A 15874-nucleotide genomic window follows, 5' to 3' on the forward strand; every position below is an offset into this window, starting at 1 on the left:
TGGTATACCAAAGGACTTTTTTAATTTAAGCAATATAAATGCTTTTATTTTTTGATGTAGGCAACTTCTTTTACAGCTTTTACCACTTTAGCTACACTTGGAAGTGCTGCTTCAATTAATGTTGCTGCATATGGAAGAGGTACGTCTGCTGCTGTAATACGAACAATCGGAGCATCTAGGTAATCAAATGCATTGCGTTGTACAGCATATGTAATTTCAGATGAAATTGATGCTAAAGGCCAAGCTTCTTCTACAATAACCAAACGATTTGTTTTCTTAACAGACTCAATAATCGTTGGGTAGTCAATAGGGCGTACAGAGCGTAAGTCAATTACTTCCACATTGATACCTTCTTTTGTCAATTCTTCGACAGCAGGTAATACAACACGTGGAACCATTTTACCGAAAGAAACGATGGTGACATCAGCACCTTCTTTTACCACATTAGCTTTACCAATAGGTAAGTAATATTCTTCTTCAGGCACATGACCTTTATCACCGTACATAACTTCAGATTCCATAAAAATAACTGGATCTGGATCGATGATAGCAGATTTTAATAAACCTTTTGCATCATATGGATTTGAAGGAACAACAACTTTTAATCCTGGAGTATTGGCGTACCAGTTCTCAAAATTTTGAGAGTGCTGTGCACCTAATTGTCCAGCGTTACCTGTTGGACCACGGAATACCATTGGAATAGAGAATTGACCTCCACTCATGGAACGAATCTTTGCAGCGGCATTGATAATTTGGTCAATAGCAACTAAAGAAAAGTTAAATGTCATGAATTCAACGATTGGTTTTAAACCATTCATCGCAGCACCTACTGCGATACCAGCAAAACCTAATTCTGCAATAGGTGTATCTATCACGCGTTTAGCTCCGAATTCATCCAGCATACCTTGGCTTACTTTATAAGCACCATTGTATTCTGCAACTTCTTCTCCTAATAAAAATATTGTTTCGTCTTTACGCATTTCTTCGTTCATCGCTTCACGAAGTGCTTCTCTGAATTGTATCTCTCTCATCAGTTGTAAAATAGTGTCAAATTTTAGATTACAAATCTACTATTTATTATTGATATTTTGAAGGTCATTACCTCCTAAATATCTGCTTTTATGTCATTTTTTAATAACAGGATGGCGAAAACAGGAATATAATCGAAATTTAAACTTGATATATTTCCGATAAAATTTGGAAAAGAACAGCATTACTATTCTCGATAGCCAGTGGTATGTTCCACGTGGCACGGTTGCGTTTTTCTACATAATTAGATATCCCGCGAAGCTGAATGGTTTGGGTTTGCGTTTCGGCAGCGGCCAAAAATACAGCTGCGCCTTCCATCGATTCTATTAATGCCTCTGGAACCTGAGTCAATAATTTTGCTATTTCGTTGGCATTTCCATGAACCTTATTGACCGTGATTCCTAGTCCGCTAGGTAGCTTATGCACGAGTTCTCGTGTTGTTGGGTTTTGTAATGCTTGATAATGTGCGGTACCAAAACCCAGTTCATCAATTGGAATAAACTGTTCATCATTTTCAGCTCCGAGCTCGGAAAATAATTCCCGATCTACCGAAACGACCGCGCCAATAGGCAAAGCACGGTTGAAACAACCTCCTATTCCGATATTAATAAGGAGATCGTAATTGTTGTGGGCAAGATGCTTGCCTAGGTGATATGCCGTTTGCACCATTCCGACCTGACTGATCAAGTAGTTGGTCTGTGGATATTGATCGATGCGATCGATATAAGGCTGAATTTCGAAAGTTGTTGCCGCTACAATGAGTGTTTTCATGTCATATAAACCTTTGTACAATATTACTTAATAATTTACGCAAATGTGATGGTAATCATTTTCTCAAAAGCAATATTCTGCTTGTAAACATGTATCTTTGTGTTATTATGGTATATATCACTCGTCGTGAGCGCTTTTGCGCTGCACATAAGCTTTACCGAGAAGATTGGAGTATTGAAAAAAACGAAAATGTTTTCGGCAACTGTTCTAATGTTAACTGGCATGGTCATAACTATGATTTGTTTGTAACGGTCAAAGGTGACGTAAATCCAACTACAGGTTTTTTGATTGATTTAAAATTGATGAAAACCATCATTCTGGAGCATGTTGTGAATAAGGTCGATCATAAAAATATTAATCTTGATGTCGATTTTATGAAAGATAAAATGGCATCTACAGAAAATATTGCGATTGCCATATTTGAAGTCTTACAACCATTATTCGAAGCAGAGCAGGTGCAATTGCACAGTATTCGTCTGCATGAAACTGAAAATAATTACGTCGAATATTTTGGCGATTAATCTTATACACTAATTTATTTAATAACTATGAGTAATCACTCATTTGAAGAGGAAGAGTTAGACGGCTACGTTAAAATTGATCAATATAATCAAGATAAAGTTGATCGTATTGCAGCTCATTATACAGATATTTTAGAATCTTTAGGCGAAAATCCAAATCGTGAAGGATTAATCAAAACACCAGAGCGTGTAGCAAAAGCATTGCAGTTTTTAACACATGGCTATGATATTGATCCGGCAAAAGTATTGCAAGGAGCCATGTTTGAAGAAGACTATAGCCAAATGGTAGTGGTAAAAGATATTGAAGTCTATTCGATGTGCGAGCACCATATGTTGCCATTCTTTGGTAAAGCACATATTGCTTATATTCCAAATGGTCATATCGTAGGTCTGAGTAAAATACCTCGAGTAGTTGATATTTTTGCAAGAAGACTACAAGTACAGGAGCGTTTGACCAATGAGATTCGAGATTGTATCCAAGAAACTTTGGGAGCTAAGGGTGTCGCCGTCGTGATCGAATGCAAGCATATGTGTATGGCGATGCGCGGTATTCAGAAGCAAAATTCTGTAACCACCACATCGGCTTTTACTGGAGCTTTTCAGAATGATGTGACACGTTCAGAATTCTTAAAATTAATTACGGCAAACTTGACGTAATTCATTAAAAAATACAAAACTTTTAAGTCGAATCTTTAGCTAAAGATTCGACTTTTTTTGCTTTAAAATTCCTTAATTTATAAAAATCTCTAAAATTGCAAAAGTGTTTCTATCGCCCATAAGGGCATATGTCATTTTTTATGTAACATTTCCTTAAATATTAATTTCCTTAAAATCAGTTTGTTATGTTTTAATTTTTCTGAATATAAATCATGTTCAGTAAATTTGTTGTTATGGACATTTGTAATGAGCATTTAGAATCCTACTTAGAGCATACCTGTGACGATGAAAATTCGTTGCTAAAAAGTATCAATAGGGAGACCTATTTGAAGGAAACAATGCCCCATATGTTGTCTGGACATTACCAAGGAAGAGTGCTTGCTATGTTGAGTAAATTAGCTGCTCCAAATACTATTTTGGAGATTGGTACGTTTACTGGATACGCTACACTTTGTCTAGCTGAAGGCTTGTCAAAAGAAGGTATCATACATACAATCGATGTCAATGCTGAGCAAGAAGAACGGGTACAGGGTTATTTTGACCGATCACCTTTTGCATCCCAAATCAAGTATCATATTGGCGATGCAGCAACAGTGATCCCGACGATTGAGGGTAGCTTTGATCTGGTTTTTATAGATGCTGATAAGAAACGTAATCATTACTATTACGAATTAATTTTAGATAGAGTCCCGTCTGGAGGGCTGATTTTAATCGATAATGTCTTGTGGAAAGGCAAAGTATTAGATGAAAATCCAGACAATCAAACAAAGCAAATCATAGATTTGAATGAACAATTAGCTCAGGACCAGCGCATCGAAAAGGTTTTATTGCCCATTCGAGATGGACTTTTTGCATTACGCAAAAAGTGATTAGTGGACTAAATGATTCTTTATGAATTTTAAAACATTAAAAAACTATGTTGCTGTATTAATTTTGGTCGTCAGTAGTTATACTACTGTATCCGCTCAAAGCAATCAATTTTATATTGATAAATACAGCCCCGTAGCACAAGAGATGATGCAAGAACATGGTGTTCCAGCATCGGTAATTTTAGCTATTGCAATGCATGAAAGTGCACATGGAAATAGTAAGATTGCTAAAAATTTAAATAATCACTTCGGTATTAAAGGAAAAAATAATAGCAAAGTGATTAATTCAGCATATAAAGGTTATAAATCAGTACTTGATTCTTATAATGACTTTATATCGTTGGTTAAACGAAAGAAAACCACGACTCCCCTATTTGAGGATAATCGGGGACAAAATTATAAAGCTTGGGTAGGCGCTTTAGCAAAGGCGGGATATTCAAGAACTAAAGATTGGTCCGCTAAGGTTATCAGAACAATCGAAATGTATGATTTAGATAGTTTTGATAAAAATCCAACACCTATATCTAGAAAACTCACCGCTTCGAAGTAATTACGCTCATACGATGAAAAAAATTGCTTTTATCTTACTTGCCATTACTGTTTTTTTTAGTTCATGCTCATCCAAAAAAAACACTGTTTATAAAAGTAAAAATCATACAGGTACTCCCTCTTCCAATCTTCCAAGTAAAACCAGACCAGCTGTTTCGGGGAATGCTTATGTTGAAAAATACAAAGATATTGCGATTGCAGAAATGAATAAGTATGGTATTCCTGCGAGTATCAAACTTGCTCAGGCCTTACTGGAGTCTGGCAATGGAAATAGTTATTTAGCAACACAGGCTAATAATCATTTTGGAATCAAATGTGGCGGGGTATGGAAAGGAAAATCCATTACTCGTCCTGACGATCGCTTTGATGATTGTTTTCGTGTATACGAAAGTCCTGAACAATCATTTCGGGATCATTCGGAGTTTTTGTTGCGCAAACGATATTCAGATTTGTTCCTACTCAACAAAAATGACTATAAAGGTTGGGCAAAAGGATTAAAAGCGGCAGGTTATGCCACCAATCCACGGTATCCGGACTTATTGATTGATATGATTGAACGATATGAACTGTATCGATACGATCGTGTAGAGACGCGTGTAGAGAAGGAGAAAAGAGAAGTTGTTGTTGAACGGGAGATTGTGCACAATGCAGTCGAAGCTCCTGTGGTACAAACAGAGCAAATCAAGAGTCCTGTAGCAATGCGTATTCATGAAGTGCAGGGTAAAGATACGCTGTATTCTTTGAGTAAACTGTATGGCATCTCTGTGGATCAGATTAAAGCGTTGAATGGTCTTACGGATACCAATTTGTTTGTAGGTCAGCTTTTGGTGATTTCGAAGTAAATCATCAAAAGATGTTAAATATTTCACTTTTGCGAAGCTAAAACGTAGTTTTACAGGAGTGAAGAATCTACAAAATATCGTTATACTCCTTCTTTTTTTTGCGATAGTACCAACAGCTATTGCGCAAAAGAAAATTGAAGGTATTGTTTCCGATTTCCACACGAAACAAAGAATTTCCAAAGTAACGATTCGCAATGTCAGGACCAACGAAGAGGTTTATAATAATACGAAAGGTGAATTTTCTATTTTAGCAGAGAAAGGTGATGCTTTGATCGCCATTTCACGCGAATACTTCCCAGATACTGTAGTGGTCAGTATGTCTCCCGTTATCTTATTTCATCTGAAACGGGAATCGATATATATTGACGAAGTTTCTGTAGTAGCAAAAAAAGATCCAGATGAAATATTGAAGAAAGCAAAAACCGATTATGAGAAAGCCTTTAGATTGTCCGAATCAGGAGATTTGTTCTCTGTGGGACAAAATGGAGCGGGCTTAAGTATCAATTCCATTTATAGTCTTTTTAGTAGAGAAGCTAAGAATGCGAAAAGATTAAAGAAATTGATTGAAAATGATTATAAAGACAATGTGATCGAGTATAAATTTTCAACGCAATTGGTAAGCCGTACGACAGGGCTTACTGGTGATGAACTTGATAAATTTAGAAGAATTTTTAAACCGAGCTACTTTTTTATCATCAGTTGCACGCAATATGAACTGACAAATTATATCAAAGATTGCTACCAGAAGTATCAAAAAAATCCTTCTCGATATTTTATTGAGCCATTACCAACAATAAATCCTATTTTAGTACCTTAAAATTAAGAAAAGAAAAAGAGTCGCTTGATATGAAGTTACAATCCTTATTTGCCTTATTAATTCTTGGTGTATCGTGCAGTACAGTTCGAGCTCAGGTTTTGAAAGACCTTAGAGTAAAGCCAGATTCAGTTATTTCGGAGAATAAACAAGAAAATGTCTCCTTAAAGAATATAAGACCTATCGTTCCTAAGTTAGAATTAGAAGTTGATTATTGGAAACATTGGACCAGTTTTGGAGTCAATATCAATCAAGCAGCATTCAATGATAATTGGAAAGGTGGTGGTGTCGGATCAACAGCGGTAGGCTTAATTGCTAACCATAAGTCGGACTATACCAGAGATAATTTCAACTTCGTAACCGAGATCGATTTGCGTTACGGAAAAATTAAAAATAAGAGTCAAATTGCAAAGAAAAATAATGACCGTATTTTTTGGGATAATAAACTGTCCTATAAATTGTCTCCGAAATGGGCTCTGTATACCTCATTGACATTTGAATCGCAATTTGATGATGGGTTTAGATACAAGACAGAGAACGGTAGAGATACGATTGATTATATCGAAAATGCTTTTATGGCACCTGCATACATAACAGAATCTCTGGGTCTTGAGTATAAACCGAGTGCTTCCTATTCGATTCGTTTTGGTACCGGTACGGCACGTCAAACGTTAATCTTAGATAATCGGGTTAAGCCTAGATCGGCAGAAGACTATTTTAGAGAATTTGGTGAATATTTTGACCCGAAAAAACCTGAAAGAGGAACGGGTGAACGTTTTGGGATTAAAGAAGGGGAAGACTTTAAAAATGACCTCGCTTTTCAGATCACCGGAAATATGGATAAAAATTTTACGGATAAATTGAATGTGAAAGCACGTTATAATTTATTTGCGAATTATAAAAAATTAAATGATCCTTCACATCGTTTGGATGTAACGGTTACAGCTAAAGTTTCTAGAGCGATCAATGTAAACTTAAATGGAATTATGGTTTACGATTCAGATGTTATTTCACGAGTTCAGTTAAGTGAGTCATTAGCTTTAGGATTAGTCTATAAGTTACCGAGATAATGTTGGCAAGGAAATACTTTTGCTGGTATGCTTTATTCTATTGCTTTTTATTCCTAACGGGGTGTAAGAGCAAATCGAGTGTGGTCAAAAAAGGACCTGCAGAGCAGGTCATACCTGTCAAGATCGATACAGTCATCAAGACGGTGATCGTACATGATACGGTTCCTAAGCTGAGTATAGGCGAGCATAAAGTATGGACCTTAGGAAAAATGGGGTCGCATGCAGGTATGAGACAAGAAACCGCTATCCATTATGATATACGTAAACCTAACTACGTTATTATCCATCATACTGCACAAAATAGCCTGGATCAGACCATTAGAACTTTTCAAGTTGAGCATACTAAGGTCAGCTCCCATTATGTGATAGGGCGCGATGGTGTCATTGTCCAGATGCTCAATGATTATGTCAGGGGATGGCATGCCGGCCTATCGAAGTGGGGTACGATCACTGATATGAATTCGATCTCGATTGGAATAGAATTGGACAACAATGGCAGAGAAGCATTTCCCGAAGCACAGATAGCAGCTCTTTTGGTCGTTTTAGATACATTAAAAACAAATTACGGAATTCCAACAGCCAATTTTATTGGTCATGCAGATATTGCTCCAGCTCGTAAAAATGATCCCAGTGTATTTTTTCCATGGAAAAAATTAGCAGATCGAGGATTTGGCATCTGGTATAATCCCGCTGAACTCGTCACTGCTCCTGAGACCTTCAATCCAATCGATGCACTGAAAATTATTGGTTATGATACATCCAATTTAAAAGCGGCAATAATAGCCTTTAAGAGAAAATTTGTGATCAATGATGTGAGTCCTGAACTGACGGTGTACGATAAAAGTATTTTATACAATTTATATTTAAAATATTAAGCTATTCTACGGAATGGCTTTTTTTTCGATCTAACTTTTTCATTAGGTAAGCCAGAATCATAACGGCAAGGCAGCCGATCACATTGAGCCACAAAAAGGCTATGACATCCATCTTCCAGATTATAAAAATAATGACTTCCGACAGTATTGCGGCGTAAAATACGGCCTTCCCTCCTATCTTTTTCATGTAAAATGCTACGATAAAGATACCAAGTATGGTCCCATAAAATAAGGATCCTAATATGTTCACTGCCTCGAGGAGATTGCCCAGTTTACTTGCGTAAAGAGCAACAGCAATTGAAAAGATACCCCAAAATAGGGTGAACATGCGGGACCAAAAAAGATCCTGTTCAGTAGTCGATTGTTTATTGATAAATCGTTTATAGATATCCACAGTACTTGTAGAAGCTAAGGAGTTGATGGCGCTAGCTGTCGAACCCATGGATGCAAGAAAGATGACCGCGATCAGCAAGCCAATTAAGCCCTTAGGGAACGTGTTGTTGACAAAGGACAAGAAGATGTAGTTGTTGTCGTTTGTTTCCGCTGAGGGGTTATTTTTCTTGATTAATCCAATGACTTCTGTTCGCATATCATTGAGCTGTTCATTTGAATGCTTTAGTGCTGCACGGCTTTCATCAATGGTTGATTGGTCATCGAGGTCGATCGCTTTTGTTAACCGATCGATGGTTGTACGTTTCTCATTGCTCAGCAAGATCTGTTGCTTTTCCAGATCCTGATAGGAGCTGTTATATTCACTCTGTTTTAATTTATCGATCTCGGCTTGATTGAAAAATATAGGTGGCGTATGGTATTGATAATAAACAAAAACGAGCACTCCAATAAGTAGAATACAAAATTGCATCGGAATTTTCAATAAACCATTCATGAGTAGGCCTAGTCTGCTTTCTTTAATCGAAGATCCCGTCAAATAACGGCCTACTTGACTTTGGTCTGTACCAAAATAAGATAGCTGCAAGAAAAAACCACCGATAATACCTGTCCATACGGTATATTGATTATTCAGATCAAATGTGAAGTCTATTGCATTTGTTTTTCCGGATTTTCCTGCGATGTGGAGCGCCTTATAGAGTCCGATATCGGATGGTAATAGTTTGACCACCAGTATTCCGGCGACAAGTAATGCCCCAAATATAATACTCATCTGGATCAATTGCGTGTGCGAAACAGCTTTAGTACCTCCATATGTCGTATAGATAACCACCACAGTTCCTATTAACAAGGTCGTGATCGGAAGGTTAATATGTAAGATGCTGGCGATGATCAATGCTGGAGCAAAAATGCTGATACCTGTTGATATGCCGCGTTGTATCAAGAATAAGAAGGCGGTCAATCCACGAGTTCGAATGTCAAATCGTTTTTCCAAAAACTCATAGGCAGTATATACTCGCAGCTTATGAAAGATGGGGACAAAAGTGATACACAGTACAATCATGGCCAAAGGAAGGCCAAAATAGAACTGTACGAAACTCATACCCGAACTATATGCCAGACCAGGGGCAGAAAGAAAGGTGATGGCACTTGCTTGAGTCGCCATCACCGAAAGCCCGACATGATACCAGGGCAAAGATTGATTGCCGAGTAGGTATCCGTCAATATTTTTGATTCCTCTACTTTTGTACATACCATACAGTACGATGAGCAAAAGTGTCAGAATAAGGACTATCCAATCGATCGTACTCATGAAAAATAATTCGTGAATAGATAGAGGAATAGTATGACCACAAGTAGGCTACACGCAACTAAAATATAAAAGCGCTTCCATTTTTGTGTTAAGGGAGTCTGTTCCCTATCTGTCATGTGGCTTTTGAGCGTAAAGGTAGCTATTGAAGAAAACTGCAATTACTAAACCAATAACAGCTCCTCCTATGATACTTAAAAATGTCTCGTTTGCAGTGAATGAAATTAAAGCTCCAAATATGACACCGATTAATACGATTAATCCTTTTGGATTAGGTGCACATGCGCTGTTTTCAACTTGATTTTCCATTGTAATGTCTATTTTATTTTGATTTTGATAACAAATTTACAAATAATCTGTAAGCTCCGGGAACTCCAGCGGGCAATTGTCTGAAAAATGACAATGATGTATAGACAAATCTACCACTTCCATAGTTAGCAATCAAGAGTGATCCATGATGAAGAGGTTCATTTTTATCTTGTATCTGGATCGGTGTCTGGTACCGACTATCGATGTCTTCAGCAAAGTATAATCCCCTTTCCTGGATCCAATTGTCAAAATCAGATGCCGTGATTTTATTTGGGTAATTGAAAATCGGGTTTTGTGCATCAAAATGGACCACCGCAAGTTCTTCTGTTACCCTACTATTACCGATCCGGAAAGGGTAAGGGCCAAATTGACTGGACAATAATTTATTGTTTACATTATATTGCTCCAAGACAGTACCCCCATTTTTGACATATTCGTTTAGTTTTGGGCTTACCTGATCCATGGTTTTCAATACATTAAAAGCTCTGATGCCGACAATAATCGCATCATACTGCTGTAAGTTTTGCTGTAAAATCTGGGATTCAGACAATATATCCACCGATATGCCAATTGCTTTGAGCGATTCTGGTATCAAATCTCCTGCTCCGATCAGATAACCAACCTTTTTAATCGGCACTTGTAACTGCAGATTGCTGACCCTCACGGCCAGATCTGGAAACCAGTTAATGGTTGGGATATGATCGTAATGGATCTGACGATCTATCTTAACCTTTTCATCCGTATCAAAACGGAAGGATAGCGTATCCAATCGCGTCTCTTTTGTTTGAGCTTGAATCGTGAATTCTTTGCTGATGTGTTGAAGATTGTCCGAAAATTCTAATGTAAACACCTCTGGTGTTATTTTCCAGTTCTTATTGATGACTGAAGAAACTGTTTTCGTTATGTTTTTAGTATTGCTTTCATTATCAAAAGTCAGTGTGAGCTTCTGTGGAGTGCTGTTTTGACTGAGTACGACCGTTTGATTTGTCGATGCGGTGACAGCAGGAGCAATTACAATTGGATCGTAGATTTCTCCCCTCACAGGATCTGTAAATTTGTACTGAATAGGCTTTTTATAAGTTAGGGAATTTCCATTGATAAGCAATTCATAACTCACAGATGGGTAATCTGGATTTTCTGGTTCTCCAGTTTTATTAAAGTCTGAAAATTGAAATCGACCGATTAGAACCGGTTCGTTGAGCCAATACGGCTGGGTCGTTGAAATTGCGTCAAAGGTGCCAGAAAAGCTCGTTAGTGAATTATTTTCCAGCTTTTGATTGATAGCTTGTTCATTTATTTTTTTCAGTTGCACAGAGGCAATATCTGCTCTTACAATAAGTTGATTGTTTACCTTGATCTGGTCTCCAACAACAAAGTGTGCTCGGTCTGCTAAGCTTTCAATTCGTATTCCGGCGCATGCAAGTATCAAATCTTTGATTTCATTTGTTTTTTCTAATTTCCAATACGGATCATCGATCGTCTGGATGAGATTCAATACTTCAAATAATTGCGGTAGTGACTTTTCAGGAGCGCGGAGTTGATAAGACGCATTTATAGCTTTGATTTTGTCACTTATGATTTTGCCTTTACCTATTCTAGACCAAGATTGATCGATTCCTTCGAAGATGTCTATTTTAGCGGGTTTTCCAGCAATAAACTCAAAATATTCTTTCGATTTTCCTACTTGAGCAGCACTACCAAATCCTTGACTTTTATGCGATGATCTGCTATCCGCAGCAATTTCACCATAAGATTTTCCAATTAAGGGATTGTATTGCCCGATTTCTACCTGCAGTTGATTTTCGTTTATCGTATTCTGATTGCCAAAATTGTAGGTATTCCAAAGTAATCGTGCTGCTTGCCATGGTTTTACTTGCGTAAGTTGTTCGGGAAAACGAGTTGGATCTGCAGCAGCTAGAAAGGCTTCGTGTGCAAGTATTGCTGATGCTTGATGATGGCCGTGTCCGCCCCTTGCATCTGGTGGAAAACGGGTGATAATCACATCAGGTCTGAATTTTCGAATGATCCATACGGCTTCCCTAAGCACCTGATCTTTATCCCAAAAATTAAAAGTTTCTTCCGATGTTTTGGAAAATCCAAAATCAAATGCTGAGGTAAAGAACTGCTCACCATGATCGATTTTTCTTGCCGCTAAAAGCTCTTGTGTTCTGATCAAACCGAGCTCGATGCCCTGTTCTGTGCCAATTAAGTTTTGACCACCATCTCCTCGAGTCAGTGAAAGATAGCCTGTTTTATAGTGTTTTTCTTGCGCTAGCCAAGCGATTAATTTCGTGTTTTCATCATCAGGATGAGCTGCAAAGTATAAGACAGAGCCCAGAACATTCAATTTTTCTAATTTTGATTTGATCGTAGCACTATTCCAATTTGTTGCTGCCTTTTGAGCATGAGCATGTTGAAAAAGTCCCAAGAAAAGAAGAACGTTGGTAAATAGAATTGATTTTAGCATAGATTAAAGGTAAATATATTGTGGTTAAATAAAAAACGGAAATTCTGTGGGGAGAATTTCCGTTTCTAACAATTAAAATATTTTCTTAAAATCTACCCTTTTAAAAGTTTGTTTTTGAGGATAGTCAATTCTTTAAGTGGTAACCTTTATTACCGCTAAAGATAGTATAATCTTTATTGCAGTTTAGCATTAATTTAGAACAAGTTTTCCACAACATACAGCTTATAAACATTTTCCTACTAAAAATGAGTTCTTTAATTGTTAAAACAAGTATTGCTAAAGTGCATTAAAACTATAATTTATTTATCGATAGAACCCAATACACGTTTCATAAACATGTTCATGGCATCTTTTTTACTGTTTCCTTCTTTCATTAATTTGTCGACTTCAACAGCACCATAAAGATTGGAGATCAATTCGCCGATCACATCAAGTTCCTCGTCTTTTAAAGGAGCTTCAACTAAAGATTCCAAGGTTTCGATTGTTTCTAAGACATAATCAACGTCGTTTTGTTCGATAAACTCGGTGATATGTTTAATTACTGGAAGCTTCATTGAATAAGTCGATTAAGGCGTCAAATTTATTTGTCTGTACTTGATTTACTAATTTACCGTTTTTAAAAGCTGCAAAAGTTGGCAAATTGCTGACATTCGCTAGTTTTCTAGATTCAGGAAATTTTTCAGCATCAGCGATAACAAAAGTTACATTTTCATTTTCTGTTGCCAATTTCTTGAATTTTGGTTTCATTATTTTACAGTTACCACACCAAGTAGCTGCATATTGAACCATTACAATATCGTTATTTTCTACAATTTCTTGTAAATTATCGTTTTCTAATTCTTGTACCATGATTTTGTTGTTTATTTATTGAGAAAGATGAATAAACAAAGGGGAAATGGGATTATCCCCTTTGTCAAAAGACTGCAATGTCGTCTTTATTATGGTTTAGTTACCAGCTAAATAGCTAGCTACACCGTCACGAGTCGCATGCATAGCTTCTTTTCCTTCTTCCCAGTTTGCAGGACATACTTCACCGAAATTTTGAACGTGTGCATAAGCATCGATCAAACGTAAATATTCTTTCACATTACGACCTAATGGCATATCGTTTACAGATTCGTGGAATACGCGACCTGTTTCATCGATTAAGTAAGTCGCTCTGTAAGAAACTGCAGAACCTTCTACCAATGTACCGTACTCTGGGTGCTCTACTTCTTTAATATCTAAAATACCTAATACTGAAGATAAGTTACGTGTAGTATCTGCTAAAATTGGGTATGTTACACCTTCGATACCACCGTTATCTTTAGCTGTATTTAACCAAGCGAAGTGAACTTCGTTTGTGTCACAAGATGCACCGATAACGATTGTATTACGTTTTTCAAATTCTGGTAAAGCTTCTTGGAAAGCATGTAATTCTGTTGGGCAAACAAAAGTGAAATCTTTTGGGTACCAAAACAATACTACTTTTTTACCTTCTTGAACTGCTTTTTCGAAAACGTTAATTTGTAAATTATCGCCTAAATAATCGATTGCATCTACAGTGATGCTTGGAAAACTTTTACCTGTGAAACTCATAATATATCTTTCTTTTTTTGTTGCTACAAAGATACCTCAAAATTGGTTAATAAAGAATCGATTTTATCAATGAGCTATCGTTAAAATCTATTTTTACATTGAGGGTACAATCAATTTTGTCGATATATTTTTTATAAATAAATTTTGCATATATCAGACAAAATTCTACCTTTGTAGCGTTCCATAAGGAAATTGAGATTCAATAAATCTTAATACTTTATAAGTCAACAAATTATACTGGGGGGGTTCCAGAGCGGTCAAATGGGACGGACTGTAAATCCGTTACTTCGGTTTCGAAGGTTCGAATCCTTCTCCCCCCACAGTATTTTTTCTCTCCTCTATTTTCATCAATATTTTACAAAATAAGTTTGGGATTAAGCAATATATTTGAAATATTTGCATACGATTTGTCGGCCCTGTAGTTCAACGGATAGAATAGATGTTTCCTAAACATTAGATAGCAGTTCGATTCTGCTTGGGGCTACAAAATAATAAATGTGAGATCGCTCAATGACCTCACATTTATTATTTTATACGATGAGGAGACCCATCTCTAACCTTTGATCGCGCTCATAATCAATAGATATAAATTGCTTAGCCTTTAAATACCTTTAATTTACTGGCCATCACAAACATCATAATGCCGAATAAAGAAAATACACCATAAGAATAGCGTAAACTTGTCAGCTCTGCAATATATCCAATCAGAGGCGGTCCCATTAGGAAGCCCAAAAAGCTGATGCTCGATACCATCGCTAATGCTACTCCCGAAGGGACATTTTTGTTTTGTCCAGCGACACTATATACCGTTGGTACATTACAAGCAACACCTATACCGACCATCATAAAGGCTAGTGTTGAAATATAGAAGTCCGGAAAAATCACGGAGGTCATCATACCGGTAAACATAAGGATACCACTAATTTGCAAGGTGCGTTTTCGTCCAAGCCGACTAATAACAGCGTCGCCAATAAATCGACCTAATGCCATCATCACCATGAAGGAAGCATAACCCACGATAATAAACTGCTCGGGAGCATGAACGATCTCCTTAAAATAGACACCACTCCAATCAAACATGGCGCCTTCTGTTGCCATGCTAAAAAATCCAATGATGCCCAATTGCACTAAGCTACTTTCTGGTTTCGAGAAAAAAGAGGTCTTTTTAGTTTGAACCGCTTTTCCCGGTACCAGGTATCGGTAATTGATCGTCGTATTGATGACTATTAATATAAAAATAATCATAAAATGGGGTATGGTATCGACAGCAATATTCATGGTGAGCAGGCCAATGAGTGCACCTGTAAATCCAGCAATGCTCCATGCGCCGTGAAAAGAAGACATGATTGATTTCTTAAATATTTTTTCAGCCGCCACACCTTGCGTATTGACCGCGATATTGCACATGTTGCCAACCACCCCAAATAAGAATAAAACCGCTCCCAATTCCCAGGCATTTCGTGCAAATCCTACCAAGCAAAGTACTAAAGCATAGATAATGGCTACAATCCGTAATACCTTGGCACTGCCATATGTGGTCACTAATTTTCCAGACAGTGCCATCGTCACCAATTGTCCCACCGGTAGCATCAATAATATGGTTCCCAATTGGCCTTCAGTAAGATCTAAGCGCTCTTTGATAATTGGAATACGACTTGCCCAAGAGGCAAATGCTAGTCCTTGGCAAAAATAAAATAGAGATACGGCAATCCGAATGCGATTGCGTTTTTGATAAAGCTCTTCTTCAGAGTAGGTTAGGGTTGAGTCCATTGTTGATGTTATGAGTGACCAAAGTTACATGTAAGAAATTAAAATTTAGGTACA

At 37.2% G+C, this 15874-nt stretch carries 17 protein-coding genes and 2 tRNA genes; 10 read left to right on the forward strand and 9 right to left on the reverse strand.

Features of this window, described 5'->3' with window-relative positions; translation table 11 throughout:
• Positions 1-44: 44 nt before the first annotated feature.
• A complete protein-coding gene (locus tag MUB18_RS04775) occupies positions 45-1031 on the reverse strand; it encodes a pyruvate dehydrogenase complex E1 component subunit beta (RefSeq protein WP_045753152.1) in 987 nt (328 codons plus the stop codon).
• A gap of 139 nt (positions 1032-1170) precedes the next feature.
• Positions 1171-1800, reverse strand: a complete 630-nt coding sequence (gene mqnB, locus MUB18_RS04780; protein WP_045753151.1) for a futalosine hydrolase — start codon at positions 1798-1800, stop codon at positions 1171-1173.
• Between the two features lie 107 nt (positions 1801-1907).
• On the opposite strand from mqnB, the gene MUB18_RS04785 reads away from it, so the two are divergent.
• From MUB18_RS04785 to MUB18_RS04820, 8 genes are all read left to right on the forward strand, one after another.
• Positions 1908-2321 carry a 6-pyruvoyl trahydropterin synthase family protein gene (locus tag MUB18_RS04785; RefSeq protein ID WP_045753150.1) on the forward strand — a complete coding sequence of 138 codons (414 nt, stop codon included), beginning with the start codon at positions 1908-1910 and terminating at the stop codon, positions 2319-2321.
• 27 nt (positions 2322-2348) lie between these two features.
• Entirely contained in the window at positions 2349-2978 is a 630-nt protein-coding gene (gene folE, locus MUB18_RS04790; protein ID WP_045753149.1) for a GTP cyclohydrolase I FolE, read from the forward strand.
• 233 nt (positions 2979-3211) lie between these two features.
• Complete coding sequence (locus MUB18_RS04795; protein WP_248755128.1) at positions 3212-3847, forward strand: O-methyltransferase; 636 nt, start codon at positions 3212-3214, stop codon at positions 3845-3847.
• Between the two features lie 22 nt (positions 3848-3869).
• Positions 3870-4397, forward strand: a complete 528-nt coding sequence (locus MUB18_RS04800) for a glucosaminidase domain-containing protein (protein WP_248755129.1) — start codon at positions 3870-3872, stop codon at positions 4395-4397.
• Between the two features lie 13 nt (positions 4398-4410).
• Positions 4411-5238: a glucosaminidase domain-containing protein gene (locus tag MUB18_RS04805; RefSeq protein ID WP_045753147.1), complete on the forward strand. Its 828-nt coding sequence runs from the start codon at positions 4411-4413 to the stop codon at positions 5236-5238.
• A 58-nt stretch (positions 5239-5296) separates the two neighbouring features.
• Positions 5297-6055 carry a hypothetical protein gene (locus MUB18_RS04810; protein ID WP_248755130.1) on the forward strand — a complete coding sequence of 253 codons (759 nt, stop codon included), beginning with the start codon at positions 5297-5299 and terminating at the stop codon, positions 6053-6055.
• A gap of 29 nt (positions 6056-6084) precedes the next feature.
• Positions 6085-7122: a DUF3078 domain-containing protein gene (locus MUB18_RS04815; protein ID WP_045753145.1), complete on the forward strand. Its 1038-nt coding sequence runs from the start codon at positions 6085-6087 to the stop codon at positions 7120-7122.
• An 80-nt stretch (positions 7123-7202) separates the two neighbouring features.
• The gene (locus MUB18_RS04820) at positions 7203-7997 is read left to right on the forward strand and encodes an N-acetylmuramoyl-L-alanine amidase (RefSeq protein WP_248755131.1); all 795 of its coding nucleotides are present in this window, start codon (positions 7203-7205) and stop codon (positions 7995-7997) included.
• Between the two features lies 1 nt (position 7998).
• On the opposite strand, the gene MUB18_RS04825 is transcribed toward MUB18_RS04820, so the two are convergent.
• From MUB18_RS04825 to MUB18_RS04850, 6 genes are all read right to left on the reverse strand, one after another.
• Positions 7999-9699, reverse strand: a complete 1701-nt coding sequence (locus tag MUB18_RS04825; RefSeq protein ID WP_248755132.1) for a sodium:solute symporter — start codon at positions 9697-9699, stop codon at positions 7999-8001.
• 105 nt (positions 9700-9804) lie between these two features.
• Positions 9805-10005: a hypothetical protein gene (locus MUB18_RS04830; RefSeq protein WP_248755133.1), complete on the reverse strand. Its 201-nt coding sequence runs from the start codon at positions 10003-10005 to the stop codon at positions 9805-9807.
• Between the two features lie 13 nt (positions 10006-10018).
• A complete protein-coding gene (locus tag MUB18_RS04835) occupies positions 10019-12472 on the reverse strand; it encodes a PIG-L family deacetylase (RefSeq protein ID WP_248755134.1) in 2454 nt (817 codons plus the stop codon).
• A gap of 299 nt (positions 12473-12771) precedes the next feature.
• On the reverse strand, positions 12772-13026 hold the full coding sequence (locus MUB18_RS04840; RefSeq protein WP_045753142.1) for a DUF6952 family protein: 255 nt from the start codon (positions 13024-13026) through the stop codon (positions 12772-12774).
• Complete coding sequence (locus MUB18_RS04845; protein WP_045753141.1) at positions 13007-13321, reverse strand: thioredoxin family protein; 315 nt, start codon at positions 13319-13321, stop codon at positions 13007-13009. The genes MUB18_RS04840 and MUB18_RS04845 overlap by 20 nt, the downstream gene beginning before the upstream one ends.
• A gap of 96 nt (positions 13322-13417) precedes the next feature.
• The gene (locus tag MUB18_RS04850) at positions 13418-14050 is read right to left on the reverse strand and encodes a peroxiredoxin (protein ID WP_021189264.1); all 633 of its coding nucleotides are present in this window, start codon (positions 14048-14050) and stop codon (positions 13418-13420) included.
• Between the two features lie 239 nt (positions 14051-14289).
• Here MUB18_RS04850 and MUB18_RS04855 point away from each other — a divergent pair.
• Together MUB18_RS04855 and MUB18_RS04860 are read left to right on the forward strand one after the other, a co-directional pair.
• A tRNA-Tyr gene (locus MUB18_RS04855) sits at positions 14290-14370 on the forward strand.
• 92 nt (positions 14371-14462) lie between these two features.
• Positions 14463-14534: transfer RNA gene (locus tag MUB18_RS04860), tRNA-Arg, on the forward strand.
• A 110-nt stretch (positions 14535-14644) separates the two neighbouring features.
• Here MUB18_RS04860 and MUB18_RS04865 read toward each other — a convergent pair.
• Positions 14645-15820, reverse strand: a complete 1176-nt coding sequence (locus MUB18_RS04865) for an MFS transporter (protein WP_248755135.1) — start codon at positions 15818-15820, stop codon at positions 14645-14647.
• Positions 15821-15874 lie beyond the last annotated feature (54 nt).

It is taken from the genome of Sphingobacterium sp. PCS056 (genome assembly GCF_023273895.1).
Lineage (GTDB): Bacteria > Bacteroidota > Bacteroidia > Sphingobacteriales > Sphingobacteriaceae > Sphingobacterium.